At 63.1% G+C, this 25,732-nt stretch carries 24 protein-coding genes; 8 read left to right on the forward strand and 16 right to left on the reverse strand.

Going from position 1 to position 25,732, the window contains the following annotated elements; all coding sequences use genetic code 11:
• Nucleotides 1-20: 20 nt before the first annotated feature.
• A complete protein-coding gene (ptrR, locus tag OCX61_RS14585) occupies nucleotides 21-887 on the reverse strand; it encodes a putrescine utilization regulator PtrR (protein ID WP_085679542.1) in 867 nt (288 codons plus the stop codon).
• A 107-nt stretch (nucleotides 888-994) separates the two neighbouring features.
• Here ptrR and OCX61_RS14590 point away from each other — a divergent pair, with 107 nt between their 5' ends.
• The gene (locus OCX61_RS14590) at nucleotides 995-2,380 is read left to right on the forward strand and encodes an aldehyde dehydrogenase family protein (RefSeq protein ID WP_261940124.1); all 1,386 of its coding nucleotides are present in this window, start codon (nucleotides 995-997) and stop codon (nucleotides 2,378-2,380) included.
• Between the two features lie 36 nt (nucleotides 2,381-2,416).
• Here OCX61_RS14590 and OCX61_RS14595 read toward each other — a convergent pair whose 3' ends face one another.
• Entirely contained in the window at nucleotides 2,417-4,330 is a 1,914-nt protein-coding gene (locus OCX61_RS14595; protein WP_261940125.1) for a DEAD/DEAH box helicase, read from the reverse strand.
• Between the two features lie 374 nt (nucleotides 4,331-4,704).
• On the reverse strand, nucleotides 4,705-5,604 hold the full coding sequence (locus tag OCX61_RS14600) for a helix-turn-helix domain-containing protein (RefSeq protein WP_261940126.1): 900 nt from the start codon (nucleotides 5,602-5,604) through the stop codon (nucleotides 4,705-4,707).
• 152 nt (nucleotides 5,605-5,756) lie between these two features.
• Between OCX61_RS14600 and OCX61_RS14605 the strand changes: the two genes are divergently transcribed.
• From OCX61_RS14605 to OCX61_RS14615, 3 genes are all read left to right on the forward strand, one after another.
• Nucleotides 5,757-7,115, forward strand: a complete 1,359-nt coding sequence (locus OCX61_RS14605; RefSeq protein WP_261940127.1) for a glutamine synthetase family protein — start codon at nucleotides 5,757-5,759, stop codon at nucleotides 7,113-7,115.
• 71 nt (nucleotides 7,116-7,186) lie between these two features.
• Complete coding sequence (locus OCX61_RS14610; RefSeq protein WP_261940128.1) at nucleotides 7,187-8,275, forward strand: polyamine ABC transporter substrate-binding protein; 1,089 nt, start codon at nucleotides 7,187-7,189, stop codon at nucleotides 8,273-8,275.
• A gap of 14 nt (nucleotides 8,276-8,289) precedes the next feature.
• Nucleotides 8,290-9,585: an NAD(P)/FAD-dependent oxidoreductase gene (locus OCX61_RS14615; RefSeq protein WP_261940129.1), complete on the forward strand. Its 1,296-nt coding sequence runs from the start codon at nucleotides 8,290-8,292 to the stop codon at nucleotides 9,583-9,585.
• Between the two features lie 135 nt (nucleotides 9,586-9,720).
• On the opposite strand, the gene relB is transcribed toward OCX61_RS14615, so the two are convergent.
• Complete coding sequence (gene relB, locus OCX61_RS14620) at nucleotides 9,721-10,026, reverse strand: type II toxin-antitoxin system RelB family anti-toxin transcriptional regulator (protein ID WP_261940130.1); 306 nt, start codon at nucleotides 10,024-10,026, stop codon at nucleotides 9,721-9,723.
• Complete coding sequence (locus OCX61_RS14625; protein ID WP_261940131.1) at nucleotides 10,007-10,390, reverse strand: type II toxin-antitoxin system RelE/ParE family toxin; 384 nt, start codon at nucleotides 10,388-10,390, stop codon at nucleotides 10,007-10,009. Before OCX61_RS14625 ends, relB begins: the two co-directional genes overlap by 20 nt.
• 260 nt (nucleotides 10,391-10,650) lie before the next feature.
• Between OCX61_RS14625 and OCX61_RS14630 the strand changes: the two genes are divergently transcribed.
• From OCX61_RS14630 to OCX61_RS14640, 3 genes are all read left to right on the forward strand, one after another.
• Nucleotides 10,651-11,328: a DUF3313 domain-containing protein gene (locus tag OCX61_RS14630; protein ID WP_261940132.1), complete on the forward strand. Its 678-nt coding sequence runs from the start codon at nucleotides 10,651-10,653 to the stop codon at nucleotides 11,326-11,328.
• A 249-nt stretch (nucleotides 11,329-11,577) separates the two neighbouring features.
• A complete protein-coding gene (locus OCX61_RS14635) occupies nucleotides 11,578-12,159 on the forward strand; it encodes a DUF1842 domain-containing protein (RefSeq protein ID WP_261940133.1) in 582 nt (193 codons plus the stop codon).
• A gap of 19 nt (nucleotides 12,160-12,178) precedes the next feature.
• Nucleotides 12,179-12,634 (forward strand): DUF1842 domain-containing protein, encoded by a 456-nt coding sequence (locus tag OCX61_RS14640; protein WP_261940134.1) that lies wholly within the window; start codon nucleotides 12,179-12,181, stop codon nucleotides 12,632-12,634.
• Nucleotides 12,635-12,681: 47 nt separating this feature from the next.
• On the opposite strand, the gene OCX61_RS14645 is transcribed toward OCX61_RS14640, so the two are convergent.
• The gene (locus OCX61_RS14645) at nucleotides 12,682-14,058 is read right to left on the reverse strand and encodes an L-serine ammonia-lyase (RefSeq protein WP_261940135.1); all 1,377 of its coding nucleotides are present in this window, start codon (nucleotides 14,056-14,058) and stop codon (nucleotides 12,682-12,684) included.
• 146 nt (nucleotides 14,059-14,204) lie between these two features.
• Here OCX61_RS14645 and OCX61_RS14650 point away from each other — a divergent pair, with 146 nt between their 5' ends.
• Nucleotides 14,205-15,149 (forward strand): LysR substrate-binding domain-containing protein, encoded by a 945-nt coding sequence (locus OCX61_RS14650; RefSeq protein ID WP_261940136.1) that lies wholly within the window; start codon nucleotides 14,205-14,207, stop codon nucleotides 15,147-15,149.
• Here the strand turns inward: OCX61_RS14650 and OCX61_RS14655 are convergent, their stop codons facing one another.
• The 10 genes from OCX61_RS14655 to OCX61_RS14700 all read right to left on the reverse strand — a co-directional run bounded on the left by OCX61_RS14655 (nucleotide 15,150) and on the right by OCX61_RS14700 (nucleotide 25,685).
• Nucleotides 15,150-16,769 (reverse strand): phosphoethanolamine transferase, encoded by a 1,620-nt coding sequence (locus OCX61_RS14655; protein WP_261940137.1) that lies wholly within the window; start codon nucleotides 16,767-16,769, stop codon nucleotides 15,150-15,152. It abuts the gene before it with no gap.
• 75 nt (nucleotides 16,770-16,844) lie between these two features.
• Nucleotides 16,845-18,269, reverse strand: a complete 1,425-nt coding sequence (locus OCX61_RS14660; protein WP_261940138.1) for an undecaprenyl-phosphate glucose phosphotransferase — start codon at nucleotides 18,267-18,269, stop codon at nucleotides 16,845-16,847.
• Nucleotides 18,270-18,454: 185 nt separating this feature from the next.
• Nucleotides 18,455-19,216 carry a WecB/TagA/CpsF family glycosyltransferase gene (locus OCX61_RS14665; protein ID WP_261940139.1) on the reverse strand — a complete coding sequence of 254 codons (762 nt, stop codon included), beginning with the start codon at nucleotides 19,214-19,216 and terminating at the stop codon, nucleotides 18,455-18,457.
• Nucleotides 19,216-20,403, reverse strand: a complete 1,188-nt coding sequence (locus OCX61_RS14670) for a glycosyltransferase family 2 protein (RefSeq protein ID WP_261940140.1) — start codon at nucleotides 20,401-20,403, stop codon at nucleotides 19,216-19,218. Before OCX61_RS14670 ends, OCX61_RS14665 begins: the two co-directional genes overlap by 1 nt.
• Nucleotides 20,397-21,602 (reverse strand): glycosyltransferase, encoded by a 1,206-nt coding sequence (locus OCX61_RS14675; RefSeq protein WP_261940141.1) that lies wholly within the window; start codon nucleotides 21,600-21,602, stop codon nucleotides 20,397-20,399. The genes OCX61_RS14670 and OCX61_RS14675 overlap by 7 nt, the downstream gene beginning before the upstream one ends.
• A gap of 22 nt (nucleotides 21,603-21,624) precedes the next feature.
• Nucleotides 21,625-22,572 (reverse strand): DUF535 family protein, encoded by a 948-nt coding sequence (locus OCX61_RS14680; RefSeq protein ID WP_261944320.1) that lies wholly within the window; start codon nucleotides 22,570-22,572, stop codon nucleotides 21,625-21,627.
• Between the two features lie 7 nt (nucleotides 22,573-22,579).
• Entirely contained in the window at nucleotides 22,580-23,557 is a 978-nt protein-coding gene (locus OCX61_RS14685) for a glycosyltransferase family 2 protein (RefSeq protein ID WP_261940142.1), read from the reverse strand.
• A 28-nt stretch (nucleotides 23,558-23,585) separates the two neighbouring features.
• Nucleotides 23,586-24,110 (reverse strand): serine O-acetyltransferase, encoded by a 525-nt coding sequence (locus OCX61_RS14690; protein ID WP_261940143.1) that lies wholly within the window; start codon nucleotides 24,108-24,110, stop codon nucleotides 23,586-23,588.
• An 8-nt stretch (nucleotides 24,111-24,118) separates the two neighbouring features.
• Nucleotides 24,119-25,075 carry a glycosyltransferase family 2 protein gene (locus tag OCX61_RS14695; protein WP_261940144.1) on the reverse strand — a complete coding sequence of 319 codons (957 nt, stop codon included), beginning with the start codon at nucleotides 25,073-25,075 and terminating at the stop codon, nucleotides 24,119-24,121.
• Complete coding sequence (locus tag OCX61_RS14700) at nucleotides 25,068-25,685, reverse strand: acyltransferase (protein ID WP_261940145.1); 618 nt, start codon at nucleotides 25,683-25,685, stop codon at nucleotides 25,068-25,070. The genes OCX61_RS14695 and OCX61_RS14700 overlap by 8 nt, the downstream gene beginning before the upstream one ends.
• Between the last annotated feature and the right edge of the window lie 47 nt (nucleotides 25,686-25,732).

Below are 25,732 nucleotides of genomic sequence, written 5' to 3' on the forward strand. Positions count from 1 at the left end.
ACCCCATACACCGCTGATGTTCACGCCGCACGGCGCTCTTCGAGCAGTTTCACGAACATGCTCAGGCTGCGTGAAACCGTGCCGCGCCGCCACACCAGCCAGGTCTTGAGGTAGCGGAACTGTTCCTGCATCGGCCAGGCGCAGACCGTGCTGCAGCCGGGCATGTTGTCGAGCATGCTGCGCGGCAGCATGGCCAGCCCGGCCCCCGCGCTGACACAGGCAAGCATGCCGTGGTACGACTCCATTTCGTGGATCTTGCCAGGCACTGCCTGATCCTGGACAAACCAGTTCTCGAAGTGGTGGCGGTACGAGCAGTTGGCGCGGAAGGCGTAGATGCTCGCGCCGTTGACGTCCTGGGCACGGGTCACCGGGGCGTGGTTGAGCGGCGAGATGATCACCATCTCCTCTTCGAACACCGGCATGCCTTCGAGCGTGGGATGCAGCACCGGGCCGTCGACAAAGGCCGCCACCAGGCGCCCCGACAACACCCCTTCGAGCATGGTCCCGGAAGGCCCGGTGGACAGGTCGAGGTCGACTTTGGGGTAGCGCTGGTTGTAGGCAGCCAGCAGCGCCGGAATACGCACCGCCGCCGTGCTCTCCAGCGAACCCAGGGCGAAGGTACCCTGCGGGTCCTCGCCGGCCACGGTCAGCCGCGCCTCGTGCACCAGGTCAAGGATGCGCCGGGTGTACTCAAGGAAATTCCAGCCGGCCGGCGACAGGCGCAGGCGGCTTTTTTCGCGGATGAACAGCTCGACACCGAGGTCTTCCTCCAGCTGCTTGATACGCGTGGTCAGGTTCGACGGCACCCGATGGATATGCTGGGCGGCGGCACTGATGCTGCCCTGCTCGGCCACGGCCTTGAAGATCTCCAGTTGCACCAGGTCCACAGTCATTCTCCAAACGTGAATGTTTCGCTCATTATTATTCAGTTTTCATTAAAGCCATAGCCCACTAGTCTGGCGTCACTGATTAACAACAACGCGAGTCTCCAGCCATGAGTGCGATCAGCAGCCTGACCCACGCCATCTCCGTCGACCCCTTCAGCGGCGAGCAGATTGGCGCCTACCCCTTCGACACCGACGCCGCACTGGAAGCGGCGCTGCAACGCGCCAAGGCTGGCTACGGCCAGTGGCGCCAAGTGTCGCTGGGTCAGCGCAGCGAGTACCTGCTCGCCCTGGCCAGCACCCTCGAAGCCAAGGCCGAAGCCTTCGCGCAGATGATCAGCCGCGAAATCGGCAAGCCGATCGCCCAAGCCCGCGGTGAAGTCAGCAAATGCGTCGGCCTGTGCCGCTGGTATGCCGAGCACGGCCCAGCAATGCTCGCCGCCGAGCCGACCCAGGTCGAGAAAGCCCGCATCGAGTACCGCCCGCTTGGCCCGATCCTCGCCGTGATGCCATGGAACTTCCCGATCTGGCAGGTGCTGCGCGGCGCGGTGCCGGCGATCCTCGCGGGCAACACCTACGTGCTCAAGCACGCGCCGAACGTGATGGGCAGCGCCTACCTGCTCGGTGAGCTGTTCAAGGACGCAGGCCTCCCAGAAGGCGTGTTCGAGGTACTGAACGTCACCCCGGACGGCGTCACCCGCGCCATCAACGACGTGCGCATCGCCGCCGTGACCCTGACTGGCAGCGTACGCGCCGGCATGGCCATCGGTGCCCAGGCGGGTGCAGCGCTGAAGAAATGCGTGCTGGAACTGGGCGGTTCCGACCCGTTCATCGTGCTCGCCGATGCCGACCTGGATGCCGCAGTGCAGGCTGCCGTCATTGGCCGCTACCAGAACACTGGCCAGGTCTGCGCCGCCGCCAAGCGCCTGATCATCGAAGCCGGCGTTGTCGAGGCGTTCACCCGCAAGTTCGTCGAAGCCACGCGCAAACTGAAAGTTGGCAACCCACTGGAGGACGACACCTACATCGGCCCGATGGCCCGTTACGACCTGCGTGACGAGCTGGATGGCCAGGTCCAGGCGACGCTGGCCGAAGGCGCTACCCTGCTGCTGGGCGGCAACAAGGTCGAAGGCGTGGGCAACTTCTACGCACCGACCGTGCTCGCCAACGTCACGCCGGACATGACCGCCTTCAAGCAGGAGCTGTTCGGGCCGGTGGCGGCAATCATCACCGCCCGCGATGCCGAGCATGCGGTGGAACTGGCCAACGACAGCGAGTTCGGCCTGGCGTCGACCATCTACACCGCCGACTATGCGCTGGCCGAGCGCATGACCGCGGCGCTGGATACCGGTGGCGTGTTCATCAACGGCTACTGCGCTTCCGACCCCCGCGTGGCGTTTGGTGGCGTGAAGAAGAGCGGTTTCGGGCGCGAGCTGTCGCACTTTGGTGTGCGCGAGTTCACCAATGCCCAGACTGTCTGGCTGGATCGTAACTGATTCAATGCCCTGGGGCCGCTGTGCGGCCCCAGGCGCTCAATCCCGGACCTGGTCCTTGACCCAGTCCAGCATCCCCCCCGGCACGATCAGCTCATGCCGCGCCCGCGAACAGGCGGTATACAAGCCCGCCAGCATCCGCGCCCGCTCGTTGCGATTGCCCGCCGTGGTCGGCGCAACCATCAGCTCCGGCGACACCATCACCCGGGCGAACTCCATGTTCTTCACATCCCGCACCCGCCCAAGGAACAGCTTCGGCGCCTTGTCCCAGCGGTAACGGCTCTTGGCCTTGGCAAAATGCTCCGGGGTGTAGCCCTTGCGCAGCATGCCAGCCACGGCGGCAAAGGCCTTGTCGTCGCCCTTGTCCTGCTCCAGCGCCTGCCAGCTGGGGTAACGGAACAGCATCGGGTGGCGTGCCCGGGTGCCGTAGCGGTACAGCTCTATGCAGTCCTCGACGAACAGCTCGAAGTCCTTGCGCGCGCTTTGCAGCAGCACGAACGGCACCCCTTGATGAGTCAGGCGCTGGAACCAGCCGAACAGGCCCCATTCATCATCGACGATCAATGCGGTCGGCTGTTCGGGCACCGTCACCGTGTCGAAGAAACTCACCCGCGTGTAATGCTCGGCACTGCCGTTGAAGGCGGCCTGGATGGCCGCCGGGTGCGCCTGGATCAACGGGTTGAGCACGCCGTCCATGGCCGGGCCGGCACGCAACGAATGGTCGATGTAGCGCTGGCGGATGAAATTGCCATGGTGTGGGCTGAGGCCATTGAGGTTCTGCAGCTCGTCGCCCAGGGCGATGACCGACTGCGGGCTGCGGTCGAGCACCGCGAGCATGGGCGCGGACAACTCATGGGCTTCGTCGACGATGATGTGGCTGTAGCGGCTGTCGATCACCTCGGCGGTCAACGACAACAGCTTGACCCGGTGATAATCGCGTACCGGCAGCTGGATCTCCCGCGCCGAAGGACGGATCAACTCCTGCCAGTACAGGCGGGCCTTTTCCAGCAGCACTTGCTGGTCCAGCGGCGTGGTCCCCGGCCCGGCCCAGGGCAGGTGATGCAGCTGCAACTGGCTGTCACCGCTGCGGCAGAAGCTGCGCACGGCTTTGATGCACAAGGCCACCACATCGCGCGCGGCGAGCGGGCCGATGTCGGGGATGTTCAGCCAGCGCACCACCTGCGCCTCCTGCGGGCGCCAGGACAACTTGGTGCGGTACGGGTCGCGCAGCCGCCAGCCATTGCTGGTCAGGTCTCGGTTGAGGATTTCGTCGGCCAGCTGGCCGAAGGTCAGCGCGGTGTAGGCCTGGGCATCCTTCACCCGCGCCTGCAATGCCCGCAGCTGGCCTTCGGTGAGGGCCAGCAGCAAGGTGCGCTGAGGGTCGAGCAGGCGCACGAACTGGTGGATCAGGAAGGTCTTGCCGGTGCCGGCGAACCCCTGCACGGCAACCGATTCGTCAACGCCGCACAGGAACTCGCGCAGCAGGCGGTTCTGTTGGTCACTGAGCATCAGGTCGCTGGCCAGCGACGGCAGGTACACCGGGTGCAACGGCGTCACGCGCTGGCGGTAGCTGTCGGCGAACTGGAAATTCCACTGGCCTTCGGCGTCCTGGAACTCGTCGGCCTGGTACTCGGTGTCGGCCGATACCAGGGCAACACCGTTCTCCCCCAGCATGCCCAGCCCCATGGCGAACGCTTCGCGGTCGAAATGCTGCGCTACCTGCCCCTGAAAGCGGCCCGGAGCAGCGCCTTCGACTTCATTGGCGATGCGCACGATCTCGGCGAAGCGGCGCTCCTGCGCATCCGCCGAGGCGCTGGCCGGCTGGCGCGGCAGGTTCTGCACGAACAGCACGGCGGCCGCCTCCAGCAGGCTGGCGGTCGGGAAGAAGGCGGTGGCGGTGGGCGCGCTGGCCAGGCGGTCGGCTTGGTCGCTGGGCAAAGGCAGGTAGAACATCGGGACCTCGGGTGGAAACTGCCGGGCACGATAGCAATTTTCCTAAGGGAATGCTGGGTTGTCTGTGCCCGCCTTGAATTTAGATGTGAGGCTTAAATCGAGCGCCGCCCGCGCGGCGCATCGCGAGCTGCGCTCGCTCCTACGTTTGTTTCGGGCCAGTTAATTCTGTGGGATCTGCGCGCGAACGCCTTGGCGCCTGACTCGATATCGCGTCGTACGAACAAGGCGGTCGCGCGCGCCTGTCACTGGCGTTACTGGCCAGAAACAAACGTAGGAGCGAGCGCAGCTCGCGATGCGCCGCGCGGGCGGCGCTCGGTCGCATAGACCCTGCAAAATATGTGGCGAACGCACAGGGTGTACCTAACTGACTGGCATTACCCCCTGCCCCGCTTGAGCGTCTCGCTAGGAAATTCCTTGAACAACTGCCGGTAACTCTCTGAAAACCTTCCCAAATGCCAGAACGACCAGCGCATCGCCACCTCGGCCACGGTCACCTCGCCGCCGCGCAACAGATCCCGCCGCGCACCATTGAGCCGACGCAAGCGCAACCAGTGCGCCGGTGGCATTCCGGTGAACGCCTTGAACGCCTGCTGCAGCTGGCGCAGCGACACACCGGCCACCTCGGCCAACTCCAGCAGATTGAGGGTTTCTTCCGGGCAATCTGCCGCCCATTCGCTGACCCGTTGCATGATCGCCCGTTCCTCGCCGCGCCGCCCCAGCGCCCCGCCCTGCAAGCGCTGGCAGGCGTTGTCGAGGATGAACAGGCAGTCCTCCAGCAACTGCTCGGCCAGTGCCTGCCCTTGCACCGGGCAATCCGCCTGGCCAAGGCGGGTCAATGTGGCGCTCAGCCAGCTGCCGAACAACGCATTCTGCCCGCTGCCCAGCGGCACCATGAACAACCCTTCGAGCCGTTGCGGGTCCAGGCCATGGCGGGCAAGAAACGCCTGGTCGAACACCACCGCCACTTCCTGGTAGTTCTCCGGTGTGATCCAGATGTTGCGGCTCTGCTCGTTGAGCAGGTACAGGCTGTTTTCGCTCTGGTCGAAACAGAACGCCAGCGAACCGCTTGGCGCACGGAAGAACTGCTCGACCCGGGTATTCAGGCGCTCTTCGTACACGTCCACGCCATCGAGCCCCAGGCAGCGCAGCTGGCCGCTGAAATGCCCGGGCGACATCTGCCGGTATTGCTGCTGCCAACCGGGGGTGGCGCGCACCTGTTCGGTGACATCGGTGGTGTGGAAAGCCTGGACCTGCAAGGCATTGGGCGTTGTCACGCTTTGTCCTAGTTGCACTCTTTTGGTGCATTCATTGCCGAAGAAAGTGGATAGATGGCTTTGCGGGCCTGCGCCCAAGATAGTCTCCAGCGCGCCACCTGGGAAGTCACCGGCACCTGCCGCGCACACAAAAACCCAACCAAGAGGTCTGTATGAACGCCCCCTTCGATCAGCTGTCCACCTGGCTGAAAGAACACCGCATCACTGAAGTCGAATGCGTGATCAGTGACCTGACCGGCATCGCCCGCGGCAAGATCGCACCGACCGCCAAGTTCCTTCACGAGCGCGGCATGCGCCTGCCCGAAAGCGTGCTGCTGCAGACCGTCACCGGCGATTATGTCGATGACGAGATCTACTACAGCCTGCTCGATGCGGCCGATATCGACATGGTCTGCCGCCCCGACCCAACGGCGGTCTACCAGATTCCGTGGGCCATCGAACCTACCGCCATCGTGATCCACGACACCTTCGACAAGCAGGGCAACCCGATCGAGCTGTCGCCACGCAACGTGCTGAAGAAGGTGCTCAAACTGTATGCCGACAAAGGCTGGCAGCCGATCGTCGCGCCGGAAATGGAGTTCTACCTGACCCAGCGCTGCGAAGACCCGGACTTGCCCTTGCAGGTACCGCTGGGCCGCTCGGGCCGCGCCGAAAGCGGGCGCCAGTCGTTCTCGATCGACGCCGCCAACGAATTCGACCCGCTGTTCGAAGACGTCTACGACTGGTGTGAACTGCAAGGCCTGGACCTGGACACGCTGATCCACGAAGACGGCCCGGCGCAGATGGAGATCAACTTCCGCCACGGCGACGCGCTGGACCTGGCCGACCAGATCACCGTGTTCAAGCGCACCATGCGTGAAGCCGCGCTCAAGCACAACGTCACCGCCACCTTCATGGCCAAGCCGATCACCGACGAGCCGGGCAGCGCCATGCACCTGCACCAGAGCGTGGTCGACATCGCCACCGGCAAGCCGGTGTTCGCCAATGACGACGGCAGCATGAGCGAGCTGTTCCTGCACCACATCGGCGGCCTGCAGAAGTACATCCCCAAGCTGCTGCCGATGTTCGCGCCGAACGTCAACTCGTTCCGCCGCTTCCTGCCGGACACTTCGGCACCGGTCAACGTCGAGTGGGGCGAGGAAAACCGCACCGCCGGCCTTCGCGTACCGACCTCCAGCCCGGATGCCATGCGGGTGGAAAACCGCCTGCCGGGTGCCGACGCCAACCCTTACCTGGCGATCGCCGCCAGCCTGCTGTGCGGTTACCTGGGCATGGTCGAGAAGATCGAGCCGAGCGCGCCGGTACAGGGCCGGGCCTATGAGCGGCGCAACCTGCGGCTGCCGATCACCATCGAGGATGCCCTGCAGCACATGGAAGATTGCCAGACCGTGCAGCAGTACCTGGGCAAGCAGTTCGTCCAGGGCTACGTGGCGGTCAAGCGCGCCGAGCACGAGAACTTCAAGCGCGTGATCAGCTCCTGGGAACGCGAGTTCCTGCTACTGAGCGTGTGATTCCCCCGGGGGCGCCAGGCGCCCCCCCCCCTTGCATCGAACTCAAAGAACAAGACCTATGAGGTGTCGACATGCGTCATCTGCAAGCCCTGATCCCCGCCACATTCGCCCTGCTGTTCGGCGCCGCCGCCCAGGCCACGCCCAGCGTCAGCGTCTACAACTGGACCGATTACATCGGTGACACGACCCTGGCCGACTTCCAGGCCAGCAGCGGGATCAAGGTCGTCTATGACGTGTTCGACTCCAACGAAACCCTGGAAGGCAAGCTGCTCGCCGGCCGCACCGGCTACGATGTGGTGGTGCCGTCCAACCACTTCCTGGCCCGCCAGGCACAGGCCGGTGCGTTCCTGCCACTGGACCGCAGCAAGCTGCCGAACTGGCAGCACCTGGACCCGAAGCTGCTCAAGCAGCTCGAGCAGAACGACCCAGGCAACCAATATGCGGTGCCGTACCTGTGGGGCACCAACGGCATCGGCTACAACGTCGAAAAGGTCAAGGCCGCGCTGGGCGTCGACCATATCGACTCCTGGGCGACCCTGTTCGAGCCGGAAAACCTGAAGAAGCTCAAGCAATGCGGCGTGGCCTTCATGGATTCGCCAGACGAACTGTTCCCGGCGATGCTCAACTACCTGGGCCTGGACCCGCGCAGCGAAAAACCCGGCGACTATGCCAAGGCCGAAGCACGCCTGCTCGAACTGCGCCCGTACATCACCTACTTCCACTCCTCCAAGTACGTCTCGGACCTGGCCAATGGTGATATCTGCGTGGCCTTCGGCTATTCCGGCGACGTGTTCCAGGCGGCCAACCGGGCCGTGGAAGCGAAGAACGGGGTGAAGATCGCCTACAGCATTCCCAAGGAAGGCAGCAACCTGTGGTTCGACCTGCTGGCGATCCCCAAGGACGCCAACAACCCCGAACAGGCCCTGGCCTTCATCAACTACCTGCTCGACCCGAAAGTGATCGCCAAGGTCAGCGCCACGGTCGGCTATGCCAACGCCAACCCTGATGCCCAGGCCTACATGGACAAGTCGCTGGTCGACAACCCCGAGATCTACCCACCCCAGGCGGTACTGGACAAGCTGTACATTTCCAGCACCCCAAGCCCGAAGATCATGCGCGTCATGACCCGCTCCTGGAGCAAGATCAAGTCCAACCGCTGAACCGAGAACGCGCCATGCCTTTCGATACCCAACATACCGCGTCGTACTACGCCGCCACGGCGCGCAACGCGGCGCCCTACCCCTGCCTCGACGGCGAACTGACGGCCGACGTGTGCGTGGTCGGCGGCGGCCTGACCGGGGTCAACACCGCGCTGGAACTGGCCGAACGCGGGCTCACCGTGGTGCTGCTGGAGGGCCGGCGCATCGGCTGGGGCGCCAGCGGGCGCAACGGCGGCCAGCTGATCCGTGGCATCGGCCATGATGTCAGCGGCTTTGCCCGCTACGTCGGCCAGGACGGCGTGCGCTACCTGCAGCAGGCCGGCATCGAGTCGGTGGCCCTGGTGGCTCGCCGTATCGATCAGTATGCGATCGCCTGCGACCTGCGCTGGGGCTTCTGCGAGCTGGCCAACACCCCCGCGCAGTTCGCTGCATTCAAGGATGAACAGGAAGAACTGGTCAGCCTTGGCTACCGCCACGAAACCCGCCTGGTCGGGCCCGAGGGCATGCATGAGATCGTCGCCAGCGACCAGTACGCCGGCGGCCTGGTAGACATGGGCTCGGGCCATCTGCACCCGCTCGACCTGGTCCAGGGCGAGGCGCGCGTGGCCCACGGCCTGGGTGTACGCATCTTCGAGCAAAGCCCGGTGCTGCGCATCGAACATGGCCCCACCGTGACCCTGCACACGGCACGGGGCAAGGTGCGGGCGCAGAGCCTGGTGCTGGGCTGCAATGCCCACCTCGATGAACTGGAGCCGCGCCTGAGCGGCAAAGTGCTGCCCGCCGGCAGCTATGTGGTGGCCACCGAGCCGCTGCCGGAAGCACTCGCCAGCCAGCTGATCCCGCAGAACATGGCCATGTGTGACCAGAAGGTCGGCCTGGACTACTACCGCCTCACGGCCGACCGCCGCCTGCTGTTCGGTGGCGCCTGCCACTACTCCGGGCGTGACCCCAAGGACATCGCTGCCTACATGCGGCCGAAGGTGCTCAAGGTGTTCCCGCAACTGGCCGATGTGCGCATCGACTACCAGTGGGGCGGCATGATCGGCATTACCGCCAACCGCTTCCCGCAAGTCGGGCGGCTGAGCCAGCACCCCAACGTGTTCTACGCCCAGGGCTATTCAGGGCACGGCTTGAACGTGACCCACTGGACGGCGAAGTTGCTGGCCGAAGGCATCGCGCTGGGGCAGAGCCAGGGGCTGGATGTGTTCAGTGCCGTACCCCACCTGACGTTCCCGGGCGGCAAGGCACTGCGCTCGCCGCTTTTGGCACTGGGGATGTTGTGGTACCGGTTGCGCGAGGTGTTGGGCTAGACAAATGGCGGGTTGGGCCTGTCGCGGGAAGGCCGCGCTCGCGACGGGCCACCAATACAAATAACTTGAAAATACTATGCTAAAGCATTGATTTTAATGAATAACAGTAAAAATAGTTGCAGTCGCATAATCTACCTAAAGAATTGCCTGCAACCCTTTGATTGCTATGACATTTAGCAATTTTAGCGCTGGACCCGCCGGACGCGTTTCCCCCTGCTCCCACTTACGTACCGTGGATGCGCTCGTATGCAGATGCAGCGCGAACACCGACTGGCTGAAATTCAGCGCTTCGCGAAGTTGGCGAATATCCACAGCACTGAAATCGCGCACAGGTGCAGGACAGAGCACTTCGAAATCCCGAAGCGTAACTTTGCCGACAGCCCCGGCCTCATGAAGAACGGCCAGGTCCTCGCGCAACGATTCAACAATTTTGCTGCTCACAGGAGACCTCCATCAATACACCTGATTGCAATGCCCGACTGAGGGCCATGGGACATAACTCAAGGAAAATCTTGCCAGCGAAGCTCAGTGCCTTTTGTTCTTCCAGCGTTATGTTGGCCTTGTCGCTCTTGGCGAACCCGTGGAGAAACACGTAACGATTGCCGATACGAGCCGAGAGCAATGTCCGGTATCCGCCTCGCTTGCCAATACCATGCCCTGCAATACGCTTCTTGAACAATTCACCGCCAAGGCTGGCATCTACCAGCCCCCTGCGCATTTCATTGACTGCCTGGCACAACATCGCATCTGTGAGCTTCTGCGCGGCTTGCCAGCGCGCAAAATCCCTGCGCTTGAGAACTACCATGAGCGGTCTCCAAACCATACCCGTTACGGGCATAGTTTTTCAAGGGTCGCCGCGGCTGCATAGGCAGCATCTTCCGCAGACACCGTAGGAAATGTCAGCACCATGACTCGGTACGACTGGAGCCAACCGCCAGTAGCCAAGTCATTGCCGAACTTCATCACCCGTGTCGGTTGCAAAGCGACTTTCCGCTCGGCCACTGGCCAACTGCCAAGCACCTGCTAGCGTTGTTCAAGCCGACCCATCATGGATGCCTGACCATCATGAAATCATTGCCCCGCGTTACCCTGTTGTGCGCCGCTTTGCTTGCTGTGGCTGCCTGCTCCAGCAACCGCGTGGACCCCAAGGACTATTCCGGCTTCCTCAAGGACTACAGTCGCCTGCAGGAAGCGAAGAGCCCATCCGGCGCACCGGTGATGCGCTGGATCGACCCCAAGGTCAACGTCAACCAGTACTCGCAGGTCTTCATCGAGCCCAGCCAGTTCTACCCCAAGCCGCAAGCGACTGCGGTCATTTCCCAGCAGACGCTGAGTGAAATCACCCGCTACTTCAACGATGCCCTGCGCCGTGAACTGGGTAGCGTGCTGCCCCTGGCCAAGGCGCCCGGCCCAGGCACCCTCGTGGTACGCCCGGCAATCACCGCGGTGTCTACCAGCAATGAAGGCCTCAAACCTTACGAATTCATCCCGATCGCCCTGGTTTCGGCAGGCGTCAACACCGCCATGGGCGGTCGCGACCAGCAAGTGGATGTCGGTGTCGAAGCGGCCTTCCTCGATGGCGGCAACCAGAAGGTGCTAGCCCAGGTGGTGCGCAAGGGCACGGGCAAGGAGCTGGAGAATGACAAGACCAAGCTGACCCTGAACGACGTCAAGCCAGTGCTCGATGGCTGGGCCAAGGACATGCGCGCCAGCTTCATTACCCTCAAGAACAAGAGCAAATAAGCCAAAGCCGCTCCGCTCGTCGGAGATCATTGAAAAACGCCATCACTGCCTGTCAGCCCTGCTTTACTCAAGCGGGCTGCCAGGCAGGTGGCACCGCAGACCAGGGACTGGTTGCACAAGCAGGCTGACAACAGCCGCTCGCTCCGGGCAAGCATCAGCACCGCCCGGTTCCCTCTTCTTCCCGCCTTTTCCGCCCGCCTTCGCAGCTGTGTATCGGTTTTTCATTCATCGAATGCAATGGAGGCAATCATGTCTGATTCACTGCTCGCACCTTCGGTAGGGCTGTTCCCGGTGTCCTACCAGATAGGCAACAACGCCGCTGGCGCCCCGCGCCTGCAACTGGACCTGCTGGTCTACACCCCGGACCGTAGCCTCAACGGCACAGCCCAGATCACCCAGGCCATCAACCCGCCACTGGACCTGCACCTGGACGTCTGGGGCAGCTACAACTACCTCAGCGTCCAGCCACCGAGCGAAGGCAGGATCCTGATCACTGCCCAGGGCAACCAGGGTGGGCCACACGCCAACTCGCCGGTGCAGTTCAAGTTCAGGGCATTGCTCGACCCAAGCTGGCAGCGCGGCGTGGCCGACTACGAGTACTTCAATGGCCAGCGCTGGGTGAGCGTGGACAACGTCCCGGTCACCCTGGAAAGCCAGCGCATCCAGCAACTTGCCAATGTCGACCTGCACAGCGAACTGCACAACGCCACCCTGGAGGCGGTGATCGCCAACGGCGATGTCGCACAGCTCAAGCAGCTGGCCACCAGCGGCCTCGACCAGGCCATCGCAGCGACCAAGTCCCCGGCCACCAAGGCCGCCAAGAAAGCCTGAGCAGGCAAGGAGATACACCATGGCAATCGGACTGTTCCATGTTCGCCTGAACGTCAGTAACGGCTTGCTCGGCGCCCCGGTCCTGACCCTCGACCTGCTGGTCAACACGGTGACCAAGAAGGTTTCGGGCAAGGCCCGCGCCAGCCAGGCCACCTACCCGTTGCAGCAATTCCAGGCCAACGTGTGGGGTGACTACAGCGAACTGCAATTCGCGCCGGCCGGCGCGCCATCGATCGTCCTCAGCCTGGACGGCAGCCCGAGCGGCCCACTCAGCCAGATCGCGCAGACCTTCCACCTGCACGGCCTGCTGGAAACCGGCTGGAGCAGTGGCTCGGCCAGCTACCGTTACTTCAGTAACGGCCACTGGGTCGATCAGCACGGGCGGGTGCGCAAGGCGCCGGATGTGACCCACCAGGGCCGCCCGCAACTGGCGCAGCGGCTGAAGGCAGCCATCAGCCAGCTGGAAAGCGTGTAACCCGCAAGCAACGTTGGCCGGCAAGACAACTTGCCGACCAACGCTCATCAACACTCGACGAACGCCACCGCCAGGCCGCCGCGCGAAGTTTCCTTGTAGTTGGCATGCATGTCAGCGCCAGTGTCGCGCATGGTACGGATTACCCGGTCGAGCGAGATGAAATGCTCACCGTCACCGCGCAGGGCCATCTGCACGGCATTGATCGCCTTCACCGCGGCGATCGCATTGCGCTCGATACACGGCACCTGGACCAACCCGCCGACTGGGTCGCAGGTCAGCCCGAGGTTATGCTCCAGGGCAATCTCGGCTGCGTTTTCCAGTTGCGGTGGTGTGGCGCCCAGCACTTCGGCCAGGCCCGCAGCGGCCATCGAACAGGCCGAACCGACCTCCCCCTGGCAGCCGACTTCGGCACCGGAAATCGACGCATTCTTCTTGCACAGGATGCCGACTGCAGCAGCGGCCAGCAGAAACGCCACCACATCATCGTCGCAGGCGCTTGGGTTGAACTTCATGTAGTAGTGCAACACGGCCGGGATGATGCCAGCCGCGCCATTGGTGGGCGCGGTGACCATACGCCCGCCAGCGGCGTTCTCTTCGTTGACCGCCAGGGCAAACAGGTTGACCCACTCCATGGCGCTCAGGGTCGAACCGATCACGTTGGGCTGCCCGGCCTCCTGCAGGCTGCGGTGCAACCGTGCGGCACGGCGCTTGACGTTGAGCCCACCGGGCAGGATGCCTTCGTTGCGCAGACCATTGTCAACGCAATCGCGCATCGCCGCCCAGATCCGCAACAGGCCTTCACGCACCTCGGTTTCCGGGCGCCAGGCGCACTCGTTGGCCAGCATCAATTGAGCCACGCTCAGCTGGTTGGCCTTGCACAGGGCCAGCAGTTCGGCGCCGCTGGAAAATTCGTACGGCAGCTGAACGGCGTTGGCCTCTACTTGCGGCGCATCGATCTCGCCCTGCTCGACGATGAAGCCGCCACCGATGGAATAGTAGGTCTGCTGCAACAGGCTGCCCTGCCCGCCCAATGCCTCCAGGGTCATGGCGTTGGGGTGATAAGGCAGGCTTTCGTCCAGCAGCAGCATGTCGCGGGCATACTGGAACGCCAGCGGATGGCTGCCGTCGAGCATCAGGCACTGCTCCTGCAGCAGCTGATGGATGCGTGGTTCGATGGTGGCCGGGTCGATGCGATCCGGCCACTGCCCCATCAAGCCAAGCAGGCAGGCGCGATCAGTAGCATGGCCTACCCCGGTAGCTGAAAGCGAGCCGTACAGGCGCACTTCGATACGCTGCACCTGGGCCAACAGGCCTTGCTCACGCAACGCCTGGGCAAAGCTCGCCGCTGCCCGCATCGGGCCTACGGTGTGGGAACTGGACGGGCCGATGCCAATCTTGAAAAGGTCGAAAACACTGATAGCCATACTAATGCCTGACCGTGTCGGCGCATTACGCCCGCGCACGGTTGTCTGAGAAAATTGAACGGTATTGCCAATTTGCGCGATACTGCCGTGCTCATCGGCAGATGACCAACGAAACTTCCTAAGCAAGGCTTTAGCGGTACTAAACGATGCGACGGCAACTCAATGGCCAGATGTTTGTCTGGCTGCATGTCTTTTCCTGTGCGGCGCGGCACCTGTCGTTCACCCGCTGCGCCGAAGAACTGCACATCACCCCCGGTGCGGTCAGCCAGCAGATGCGTCAGCTCGAAGAACGCCTGGGCTACAAACTGTTTCTGCGTCGGGCGCGGGGTGTGGAGCTGAGCGCCGAGGGCCAGCGCCTGGCCCAGACAGTGACAGAGGCCTATGGCAGCATCGAAGCCGAACTGCTGCGCCTGGACGCCGGCGAAATCCGCGGCACCTTGCGCCTGCGCTCGATCCCGTCGTTCCTGGCCAAGTGGCTCACCCCGCGGCTGCCGCGCTTCCAGCAGCGCTACCCGGACATCGAGCTGCGCCTGGTCGCCGAAGACAGCGCCCAGGCCTTGCACCCTGGCGACTTCGACCTGGCCATCGACCTCAACGACGGCAGTTACCCCGGCATGCTGTCGACCCCGTTGCTGGACGAACAGATCTTCCCGGTCTGTTCACCCACGCTGCTGCGTGGCCGCCCGCCGTTGCATGGCCCGGTCGACCTGGCCCATTACCCGCTGCTGCATGACATCACCGCCTGGCGCGGCAGTTCGGAATACGCGGAATGGGAGTTCTACCTGGAGGGGATCGGCGCCACAGGGCTGGACGTGCGCCGCGGGCATACCTTCAACCGCAACCACCTGACCATCGAAGCGGCGATCGCGGGCATCGGCGTGGCCATTGCGCGGCGTACGCTGCTCAATGACGAGCTTGAGCGCGGTGCCTTGATCGTGCCGTTCGGCCACCCCATCGCCAATCACAAGCGCTACATGGTGCACTACCCGCCGGGTGGGTTGAATCAGCCTGGCGCCCGCGCGGTGCATGACTGGCTGGTGGAAGAAGCACAAGGCTTTCGCGCCCTGCACCCATTGGCGCTGCCGGCCTGATCATTCGGCGGCAATGTGCTTGATGTCGAAATTGAACGACGGCACATACCCGGTAGCGAGCAGATGCGGGCATTCCGAGGCCTTGAATTCATCGCTGAGCAAGTCCTGCGCGCTGTCATAGCCCGGCATCGATATCCCGGCGATGTTCAGCAAGGTATGTGGCAACGAAGCGACGCTGACCTGCTGATCCTCCCTGGCCTGCAACTTCTGCAGCTTGCCCGATTGTTCCGGCGAGAGGTTGCCGCTGGACCAGACAAACGCCGAGGTCGACAGGTCATATTCATTGCCGATGCCATGGCCCAGCAGTGCCCGGCTGTCATCCAGAAGGTTCTCGCCATGGTCCGATGCGTAGACCAGCAGCGCTTTTTTCTGGCTGGCCGTCAGTTGTTGCATGATCGTCGACAGTAGCCAATCGGTATACAGGACCGAATTGTCATAATCGGCCGTGACCCGGTCTTTCTGGCTTGCGCTTGCAGGCTTGAACTGCGCAAAGTCGCTGGGGAAACGCCGCGCGTATTCGAAGTGGCTACCCTTGATATGTATGAATATCGCCTGCCGGTGGCCGTTGGCCTTGCCCAGCACCTCCTGTAACACCGGTATCAGCGCGCCGTCATAGCTGCGCTCCAGATACTGGCGGTATTGAGCTTCTGCGGCGATCTGCGGAATGATCCCGCCAAAGCTGTCCACCTCCTGTGAAGACAGCCAATACGTGTCGTATCCGGCCGCACGGAAGATCCCTACCAACGATTTGTTCGAGGCGATCAGATCCCAGTCGCGGATGGGTTCCAGGCTGAGCAACGAAGGTACGGCAACCGAGGTATAGGGCGCGGTCGTGCACATGCGGTTGAACTTGAACAACCCCGGCTGCTGGTCGAGATAGGGCGTGGTCCTGTTGTTGTAGCCGTACAACGACCAGTTGTGCGGGCGCGAAGATTCGCCGATGACGAACACCAGGGTCTCGATGTCGGCCTGGTCGGAGATGCTGGTGATCTTCACCTGCGACTCCATGCGCTGCTTGATATAGCCCTTGGATTCCACATACAAGGTCACCGTCAGGCCGATCTGCGACAGGTAGCCGACCGGCGTGCTCTGGTCTTTGGCCATCAGATCCAGCACTGCACCTTTACCGAACGCGTTGAGCTTGACGGTCTGGTAGAAATAAGCGCCATAGCCCAGCAGCAAGCCGCCAAGGGCCAGTGCAAAAATGGCCTTGTTGCGGTACAGGCGGCGCCCATGCAGCCCGGCCAGCCCTACTCCGTAGCACAGTGCAAACAAAGCCAGTATGCCGGCGATCGAGCGCCAGTAAGTCGCGAGAAAGTCTGTCGCTTCCTTGTAGTTGGTCAGGGCTATGAACAGGTAGGCCGCCGTCAGGCGCGAACCGAAGTTCAGCACCACGAACAGGTCGATGCTCGCCAGCAGATAGAAGGGCATCAGCAGCAGGTGCACCCTGAACTGATTGGCCGATACGAAGCGGATTGCCACCAGCCACGAAATTGAAAGGGCAAAGGTGTATAACACCAGCAAGTCGATCTTCGCGCATTGGCAATCCGCCAACAGCCTGGCGAACAGCGGCGACAACAGAAACGCCCATAGCACCAGCGAGGGCCACTCGGCTTTCAATAGCCTCGCGGCTCCTGCCCCTCCCGCAGACACGCTGCCCATGCCTCCCCCTGAACGCCACCCAGGTTTGCGGCGTCAATAAGCCTGCTTGCCGGTGAAGGCATTGACCGTTCGCACCAGGATCACGAAGTCGAGCCACAACGACCAGTTGTTGATGTACTCGATGTCGGAATTGACCCGCTGGATCATCTGCTCGAGGTCCTTGGTTTCGCCCCTGTACCCGCGCACTTGCGCCAGGCCGGTCATGCCGGGCTTGATGTTGTGGCGGGCGAAGTAATCGACAATGTCCTGTGAATACAGCGTGTCGTGTTGCAAGGCATGGGGGCGCGGGCCGACCAGCGACATGTCGCCGGTCAGCACGTTGAACAGTTGCGGCAGCTCATCGAGGCTGGTGCGCCGGATGAATGCCCCAACCCGGGTCAGCCGTGGGTCATTGCGCTGTGCCTGTTCGACCACGCCGTTTTCCGGCTGGTGCACATGCATGCTGCGGAATTTCCAGATACGGAACGACTCCCCGGTCCAACCTGTGCGGTCTTGGCGGAAGAACACCGGCCCGGGGCTGTCGAGCTTGATGATCAACGCGACCGCCAGCAACACCGGCGAGGCGCACAGCAGGATGAGCGCGGCCAGCACGCGGTCCTCGAGGTTCTTCAGGAACAGGCTGGTCCCGGTCAGCGGCGTTTCCGACAGGGTCAGCACCGGAATCCCGGCAATTTCGCGCACGCTGTGGTTGATCAGACGCAGTGAGAAGATGTCCGGCACCCAGTTGACCGCGATGCACTTGTCGAGCAACTTGAGGTAAACATCCTGAATGACGGCGGAGCCCCCCAGAGGTGTAACCAGGTAGACCGTGCGGATGCCATGTTGGGCGATGATCTCGTCAAGGTCGGCAATGCTGCCCAACACCGGCAGGCGCTGCTTTGCATCTTGCTGGCCCTCGCGCCCCTGATCGTCTTCCTGATCGACCCAGATGCAACCCATCACCCGCTCGCCGAACCACGGGTTGTTGCTGATCTTCTGATACAGGAAGTTGGCCAGGTCGCCATTGCCGATGATCAACGCGTTATCCAGCCGCGCGTGGGCCGTGAAGCGCTTTTGCAACTCGCGCACGGCCACGTGCAGGAACAGCTGGACGAAATAACCAATGACAAACAGTTGAACGACCAGCAGCCGTGAATAGGTTTCGCTCTGCTTGGTCAGGAAGGCGATGACCACCAGGAAACAGAAGGTCGCCGACCAGGCCTTGAACAACCTGAAGGCCTTTACCGAAAGCCCCACGTTGCTGCGGTAGATGGCGTAGTGGTCATAGATGACCGCCAGCGCACCGATCAGCAGCAGGAGCATGATCACATAGTCGGAAGTGATGTAGCCGAACTGGTCGTAGATCAGGTACCACGCAACGCTGGTGACGGCGATCCCGTCCAGGCCCGCTTGAACGGCGTTGCTGACGCTACTTCTGCGCTGGAGCAACGACCGACTGCTTCTGGGTTCGAAAACCATCGTAAGGCCTCACTGATCTGTGTGTGGCAAATGCCTGACCATCACAACGAAGCGATGGAAACTCACCTCAGGTACCTGAAAAACCTTTGAAATTTTTGCAGCACGGCGTTTCGCGTCAATTGATATCACTGTAGCAGCACCCGGCGCTTGCTGCGGGGCAGATCGAGCGCCCCGACAGGCAGCATTCAGCTGCGCCGCTGCACGCGCTGCGCGGGTGCCTTCACATAAAGCAACGCCCGCAGCAGGAACAGCGGATTACCCAGTACATAGCGTGCGAACAGGCGCTTGGGTTCCTTGAGCAGCCTGAACAACCACTCCCCGTTCAGGCGCCGCACCCAGTGCGGCGCTCGCGTTACCTTGCCGCCCAGAAAATCCACGATGGCCCCGCCGCACACGATCAGGCAGGGGCTGTCGAGCGTCGCCAGCCGAGCCGCCAGCTGTTCCTGTTTGGGCATCCCCATGCCCAGCACGATCAGCTCGGGCTGTTGTGCCTGGGCGAGCCCGAGGTAAGTGTCGACCTCGGCAAAACCATCGTGCCGCGACACCACCTGCACGCCATACCGCGCTTCGCAGCGCTCGGCGGCCTCGGACAAATACGGCTCGCGCGTGCCCCAGAATGCCACGCGCCTGCCATTGAAGGCCGCCAGCAGCTTGGGGATGAAGTCCGTGCCGTTCATGTTGAGCCCCGGGGCCAGCCCCAGGCGCCGCAGCAATATCGCCATGCCGGCACCGTCACACAGCAGCACGTCAGCGGATGCCAGTGCCTGGCAGTAATCCGCCTTGCCGGCCACCAGGTTCATGGCATGGGCATTGACGAACCCCAGCACGGTTACCCGCTGCGCTGAACAAAGCGACGCCAGCAGCTGTTGCTCGTGCGCCGCATCCTGAACCAGGTGCAGTTTGCCCATGATCGTCTTCCAGCGTTGCAGCCAGGCCCAGTCTCCCATCAGCTGTCATCCCGTTTCGAACGTACCCAGTCGACCTGGCGCTTGAGCAGGAACCCCAGGTACAGGGGAATTTTCCTCGCCGCATAGAACGGCGCGTACATCAGTACCGAAAACGGGATCAGCGCCCGTGCAAAACGTGCCCACGCCAGCAAGACGGCAGCGCCCAACAGGCCCAACGCCAGCGTGGCAAGCCATGCAGGCCACAGCACACCCAGTAACCCGAATGCCAGCCAGCTGACCACGAAAAGCGCCATCAGCAGCATTGACAACAAGGCCAGCGGCGGAACCAGCAGGTCGATGGCCATACCCAACAATGGCCAGTTACGGCGCACCAGAGCGCGCGCCAGAAGCTTGGGGCCCTCAGCCAGCACCACCCCCAGGTGCCCATGCTCCCAGCGCTTGCGCTGGATGCTCAGGCCTTCCTGGCTGGTGGGGAAGTGACTGTTGACCACAGCGTCCGGGCAGAACAGCGGCGGTTTGCCGAGCGCGGCACACTCCAGGCCCAGCTTCAGGTCCTCGACCAGATGCCCGGTTGCCAGGTTGACGGCCGACACGTGTTGCCAGGCAAATGCCATGCCCGCGCCCATCAACTGGCAAGGCAGACCCGCCCGTGCCCAGCCGCGTGGGCGAACCAGGTTCTTCACCCGCCAGGCAAAGGCGGCGACCTGCACCTTCAACCCTGCACCGGCAGGGGCATGCATCAGGTAAAGCGCTTGCGCGGGCCGGGCGTTGTCGACACAACAGCGCGCCAGGTGCTCCAGCGCACCCGCGCCTACCTGGCAGTCTGCGTCAATGATGATCAGGACCTCGGGGGGGGACTGGCGCAGATGCTGCACCCCGAAGTCCAGGGCGTAGCCCTTGCCCCGCCGCTGCTGATCCTGGCGCTCGACCACTTGCGCGCCCGCCGCGCGGGCCAGGCTGGCGGTCTGGTCCGTGCAGTTGTCGGCGACCACCAGCAACTGGTCGCCTTCGCGCAATTGCGGGCGGATGCTGGCGAGCGTGGACGCGATCAGCGAGGCCTCGTTGTGCGCGGGCACGAGCACGGCTAGCCGCGCCCGTTGACCTTGCCGGGCAACCCGCGCCGGCTCAGGCAGGCAGGCCAGCACCACCTGGGTGAACAGCACCAGTGTCGGCAGCAGCACCAGCAGCGCCGCCAGCCCCAGCAACCCGCTCAACAAGGTCAGCATGTCGGCGCCTTGAAATGGCTGACCAACCTGGCCGCCTGTGTATCGATGTCGTGGCGCTCGAGCACACGCTGGTAAGCCGCCTCGCCCATGCCCTGCAGAACCGTCACGGGTTGTTGCAGGCAGTCGAGCATGGCCTCGGTCAACGCTTGCACCGAACCTGCCGGGAACAACCAGCCGTTCTCACCCTGACGCACCAGTTCAGGAATGCCTGCCACATATGTAGTAAGCACCGGCCTACGCAACGCCATGGCCTCCATGATCACCACCGGCAAGCCCTCGGCAAAGCTGGGCAAGACCAGCGCGCGCGCGGCGAGGATTTCGTCGCGCACCTGCGCGCTGCTGATCCAGCCGGTAATGCGCACCTGCCCCTGCAAGCCGTGCCGGGCGATCAGCGTCTCGATCGCCCCCCGCAACTCGCCATCGCCGGCCAATACCAGTTCAAAGGCCACGCCCCGGCTCGCCAGGAGGCGCGCGGCCTCGATCAGCAGCAACTGGCCCTTCTGCTCGCACAATCGCCCGACGCAAACCAGCCTTGGCGCCGTCGGTAGCGCAGGCGCAGCGCCCTCGTGGAAACTGCGTTCCAGGCCGCAATGCACCACCTTGACCTTGCCCCAGTGCTCGTGCGCCACCCAGCGGAACAACTGGCTGCGCCCGAAGGAGCTGACGGCCGCAACGAACGCGGCCCGGCGCACCTTTTCGCCCAGGTGCAGGCGCTGTGCCTTGTCGAACTCTTCCGGCCCATGCACGGTGAAACTGTAGGCAGGCCCACCCAGGGCGTTGGCCAGCATGACCACCTCTGCCGAGTTGGTGCCAAAATGCGCGTGCACATGCTCGTCCGCGGAGGCCTGCAACCACTGCACCACCCGGCACGCTTCGGCCAGGTAGACCAGGTGATAGGGCCATGGGCGATCAGCGCGCCAACCCAGGCGAAGCGCCAGGCGCAAGGCGGCAAGAAACGCTTTGGGTTGCGCCCGTACCACTTCGAACAGCGGTTTCAGCAAACCCCGTACCCCCTCCTGCAGCACATAGCGGGTCTTGCCCCGTTCTGCCAGGTCTTCGGCGTCGTGCAGTTCGGCATCCCAGCCGCGCAAGGCGATACGTTGAACCTCGATGCCCTGGCGCTCCAGCGCCAGTATTTCGCGGCGGATGAAACTGTGACTGACCTTGGGATACTGATTGATGAAATAAGCAATGCGCATAGTGCCCCGAATCTGAGTCCGTTTACTGGATGGCCAGGTCTGCCGTGCTCTGCTGTACAGAGCTGCCAGCCAGGGCGGCTTGTATCTGGGCAAACACGTCATCCAGCAACGCATGGCGCCTGCGATACATCGCCCGCTTCTTGGCCGCGACTTCCTCTACCGCGCGCTGCGCGGGTGCCAGCGGAATGGTGAAAAAGTCCTCGCGGTCCGATGGCCCGGCGCCGTTCTCCTGCCAGATCACGTCGTAGTTGGCCGCCAGGTCCTGGTGCTTGTCGGTGCCAAAATAGGGGTGGCGATGGTGGCGATACTCATCCCCCACCGCATAGATGCGCACGGTCCCCAGCGTTCTTGCCACGCACTTGATCGCCTCGATCAGCAGGCTTCTGGGGCGCAAGCCCTCGAAGTCCTTGGTCAGGTCGCGGTAGATCGTCAGCGAGGTTTCGCTGTCCACCCCCTTGTGAATGCCCTGCACTGCGCCGATGTACAGGCACAGGCCCGCCGCTTCGCGGCACAGGGTGAAGGCCAGCGAGGCCACGCGCAGCTCGCCCTGGAACAGGTTGATCACCAGCTCGCCTTCGCGCTTGAACCAGATGGGCCGGTCGAGCACCAGGCGGCATTCGCTGGAGTACGCCGACAGGTCGCACAGCAGCCGGTGCTCGTCACGCTGCAACAGCAGCAACGGGGCACAGTGCGCCGCGACCACTTCATAGTGCGACGCCACCGCTTCAAGCCGCTGTGGGGCGCTCCAGCACTTGCTGATGTAGGGCCACTGCACGACACCAATGCAGTCGACGCCCAGCCGCTCGAAGCGGTCTTTGCCCAGTGCCCGTGACATGCGCAGGGCGAAAGCCTGCAAGCCGGGCCACTCGCGGGCCATCGATACCGTCAACTTGAACTTGTTGTTGAGCGCGCGCAGCGAATAGCCGGGCTGCAAGGTGAGCACACTCTTGGCTAACGACCTGAATGTCATCGACATGTCATTTGTACTCGATCAGCAGCGCCTTGCCGGACGCATACCTGTTAAGCAGGAACTTTGCCTGGCCGAGCATCTCGGGAAACTTGCCCAGCACCAGAAACACCGCCTGCCACCAGTTTTCCCGCGTCGAACGCTCGCCGCGGCGGGCCAGGCGCACGATCTGCAACGGATAGACCAGCAACAACCATAGCCCCCAACCGCCCGACAGCAGGCTCACGGCCAGGATCGCCAGTGGCAGGTTGAGGCCCCATAACCAGGCGCGCCGTGATTCGCGCAGCCAATGGCGTTCCGGTGTCTGCCCATGCAGGTAGGCACCTTCGGCATAGGCATAACCCGCCCGCAGACTGCGCCGCCACCATTGCCCGAAACGGGTCATGGCGGCATCGTGCAGGGTCATTTCATCCGCCAGGCGCCAGACCTTCCAGCCACCAGCGCGCAAGCGCACGCAGAGCTCCGGCTCTTCGCCGGCAATCAGTTCCGGGCGAAAACCGGACACCGCCATGAACGCGTCGACACGCATCAGTGCATCCCCCCCGCAGGCCTTGGCTTCCCCCACTGGCGTGTCCCACTCCAGGTCGCAGAGCAGGTTGTACACCGAGCGCTGCGGGAAGCGCTCGCGGCGCCGCCCGCACACCACCGCCACGTCCGGGTGCTGGTCGAGAAATGCCTGGGCCTTGCCCAGCCAGCCGGCATCCACTTCACAGTCGCCGTCGACGAACTGCACATGGCGGATGCCGGGCACGATGCCTTGCAAGCAGGCAAAGCCTTCGTTGCGCGCCCGAGCCGCGGTAAAGGGTTGCGTCATGTCCAGCGCCACCACTTCGACGCCAAGGCGCTTCGCCAGCTGCACCGAGCCGTCGGAGGAGCCGGAGTCGACGTACACCAGCTGGTCCGCACGGCCCGTCAGGGACAACAGGCAGCGCTCCAGGCGCTGGCCTTCATTGCGGCCGATCACCACCACTCCAATGCCTGTTTCCATGGGCCTCACTCCTCAGCTGCGGGCTGAGTCACGTGTACTGCATCGCATCGCTGTGCTTGCGCACCTTGATGGTCGCGGGCACCCCCACTGCCAGGCAGTTGTCCGGCACATCGGTCAGCACCACCGCGTTCGAGCCTATCGCCACGTTGTTACCGATGCGTATATTGCCCAGCACCTTGGCCCCGGCGCCGATATCCACGTTGTTGCCGAACACCGGGGCGATGGGTTCGTCGACATTCTTCAGGCCCACCACCACACCATTGCGGATCCGGCAGTCATCGCCAAAACGCGCATAGCCACTGATGACGATGCCGCCGAAGTGGTCGATGACGAAGTTGCGGCCGATCACCACCTCGCAAGGCAACTCCACCCCGGTGATGATCTGTACGAACTTGAACAGCACCTTGTAGACGAAGGAGCACAGCTTGCGCAGCAGGGCCGGGCGTACGCCATAGCGCCAGCGACCGAAGCGGTAGACCAGCAGCACCCAGAACCCCTGGGCGCCCCAATCACCACCATGAGCGCGCAAGTCCGCGCGGATGTTATCGAACATGGTTTCACCTACCGTGTGGGTTGGCTGGCAAACTGGGTCTTGAACAACAGCGACCAGGTGGCGTGGGTGTGCCGCCAGCATGCCTTGATCGCAGCCAGGCCGCGGCCCTTGAGCAATGCCTTGAGCGCCAGCACCAGGTCGCCCAGGCTCACCAGCAGCATGTGCAAGGCCAGCCCCGCCGCGCCGTGATGCTTGCGGAAATACAGCAGTTCGCTCTCGATCTGATAACCGGATATCTGCCGGCTCGCCGCTTCAAGTTCGGCCACTGACTTGGAGCTTTCACCGCCGATGTGCACCACGGTGGTACCGGGGAAGTACACCACTTTCCAGCCGGCCGCCTTTACCCGCTTGCAATGGTCCACCTCTTCGTAATAGAGGAAGTAACGCGGGTCGAACAGGCCCACCTGGTCGAGCACTTCACGGCGCACCAGGTAGAAGCAACCGGGCAGCCAGTCACACTCACGCACCGAGGCGTGGTCCCAGTCCATTTCATCGACCATTTTCAGGCCCGGGAAGAAACGCCCGAGCCCGGTGCGCCCGACAAATACGTTCAAGGGTGTCGGGAAATAGCGGCAACTCGGTTGCAGGTCACCGTCACGGCCCACCAGGCGCACACCGAGAATGCCGCACTCCGGGTGGGCTTCCATGTAGTCGACGGTTTTCTGCAGGCTGTCGGCAGCCACGAAGGCATCGGTATTGAGCAGCAGCGCGTACTTGCCTTGCAGGTGCGCCAGCAGCTGATTGTTGGCGCGGCCGAAACCGACATTGGCCTTGTTGCTCAGTAACAGGGCTTCAGGGCAAACCTTGCCCAGGCGCTCGACCGAGTCATCAACCGAGGCATTGTCCACCACCAGGTAGCTGGCCAGCGCTTCGCCTCCGGCGGCGCGCAGCGCATCGAACATCGGCTGCAGCAACGAAGCGGTGTTGAAGTTGACCACCATCACATCGACCGGCTTCTTATCCATTGCTGCCGTCCCCGAAGAAATAGCGACGCCTGTGCATCGCCAATGTTGCCTCCAGCGAAGGGTCGAAGGAGCCTTTGCGTTGCTTGATCAGGTCTATCCAGGGGTAGGTGTTGCAGCGTTCCTCGACCCGCTTGATCAGGTCGGCAGTGGTGCAAATGAACTTGGCCGGGTTGCCGCCGACTACGGTACCCGGAGCTACGTCCTTGGTCACGACAGCACCGGCAGCCACCACCGAATCAGGCCCGATGGTAACCCGCGGCATGACGATCGCGCCGTGGCCGACAAAACTGTTGTCCTTGACGTCGATGACACCGACCGAGTCCAGCTTCCCGCCGTAGCAGATTTCGATCAGCGCCACCACGCCGTCATGGCCGATCAGGGTGCAATCGGACAAGCCGACGTTATTGCCGATGCGTACCAGTGCCGGGTCGGTAACGTTGCAACCGACGTTCATGTGAAAGTTGCTGCCCACCGAATAGAACTTGCCCCATCGACACTGAAATTCGCCCCACTGCCTCGGTGTGGGTTTGCACAGTTTCAGGTAGGCGGTAACGCCTCGCCCAGTGGTGTTGGCATAATGCGCCACTGCATTGCGTATCCATCCAAACATATGGCAAGCCTCGCAAGTCAAGCGATCCTGGACTGTCCCTGAGGCGA

It is taken from the genome of Pseudomonas sp. LRP2-20 (assembly GCF_024349685.1).
Lineage (GTDB): Bacteria > Pseudomonadota > Gammaproteobacteria > Pseudomonadales > Pseudomonadaceae > Aquipseudomonas.

Bases quoted from the DNA above. Each gene is read 5' to 3' on its own strand.
- OCX61_RS14685 (WP_261940142.1), bottom strand. From the start codon at position 23,557: ATGGAAACAGGCATTGGAGTGGTGGTGATCGGCCGCAATGAAGGCCAG.
- OCX61_RS14640 (WP_261940134.1), top strand. From the start codon at position 12,179: ATGGCAATCGGACTGTTCCATGTTCGCCTGAACGTCAGTAACGGCTTG.
- OCX61_RS14650 (WP_261940136.1), top strand. From the start codon at position 14,205: ATGCGACGGCAACTCAATGGCCAGATGTTTGTCTGGCTGCATGTCTTT.
- OCX61_RS14660 (WP_261940138.1), bottom strand. From the start codon at position 18,269: ATGGTTTTCGAACCCAGAAGCAGTCGGTCGTTGCTCCAGCGCAGAAGT.
- OCX61_RS14680 (WP_261944320.1), bottom strand. From the start codon at position 22,572: ATGACATTCAGGTCGTTAGCCAAGAGTGTGCTCACCTTGCAGCCCGGC.
- OCX61_RS14630 (WP_261940132.1), top strand. From the start codon at position 10,651: ATGAAATCATTGCCCCGCGTTACCCTGTTGTGCGCCGCTTTGCTTGCT.
- OCX61_RS14645 (WP_261940135.1), bottom strand. From the start codon at position 14,058: ATGGCTATCAGTGTTTTCGACCTTTTCAAGATTGGCATCGGCCCGTCC.
- OCX61_RS14635 (WP_261940133.1), top strand. From the start codon at position 11,578: ATGTCTGATTCACTGCTCGCACCTTCGGTAGGGCTGTTCCCGGTGTCC.
- OCX61_RS14695 (WP_261940144.1), bottom strand. From the start codon at position 25,075: ATGGATAAGAAGCCGGTCGATGTGATGGTGGTCAACTTCAACACCGCT.
- OCX61_RS14675 (WP_261940141.1), bottom strand. From the start codon at position 21,602: ATGCGCATTGCTTATTTCATCAATCAGTATCCCAAGGTCAGTCACAGT.
- OCX61_RS14595 (WP_261940125.1), bottom strand. From the start codon at position 4,330: ATGTTCTACCTGCCTTTGCCCAGCGACCAAGCCGACCGCCTGGCCAGC.
- OCX61_RS14690 (WP_261940143.1), bottom strand. From the start codon at position 24,110: ATGTTCGATAACATCCGCGCGGACTTGCGCGCTCATGGTGGTGATTGG.
- OCX61_RS14590 (WP_261940124.1), top strand. From the start codon at position 995: ATGAGTGCGATCAGCAGCCTGACCCACGCCATCTCCGTCGACCCCTTC.
- OCX61_RS14615 (WP_261940129.1), top strand. From the start codon at position 8,290: ATGCCTTTCGATACCCAACATACCGCGTCGTACTACGCCGCCACGGCG.
- OCX61_RS14610 (WP_261940128.1), top strand. From the start codon at position 7,187: ATGCGTCATCTGCAAGCCCTGATCCCCGCCACATTCGCCCTGCTGTTC.
- OCX61_RS14625 (WP_261940131.1), bottom strand. From the start codon at position 10,390: ATGGTAGTTCTCAAGCGCAGGGATTTTGCGCGCTGGCAAGCCGCGCAG.
- OCX61_RS14700 (WP_261940145.1), bottom strand. From the start codon at position 25,685: ATGTTTGGATGGATACGCAATGCAGTGGCGCATTATGCCAACACCACT.
- OCX61_RS14670 (WP_261940140.1), bottom strand. From the start codon at position 20,403: ATGCTGACCTTGTTGAGCGGGTTGCTGGGGCTGGCGGCGCTGCTGGTG.
- OCX61_RS14665 (WP_261940139.1), bottom strand. From the start codon at position 19,216: ATGGGAGACTGGGCCTGGCTGCAACGCTGGAAGACGATCATGGGCAAA.
- OCX61_RS14605 (WP_261940127.1), top strand. From the start codon at position 5,757: ATGAACGCCCCCTTCGATCAGCTGTCCACCTGGCTGAAAGAACACCGC.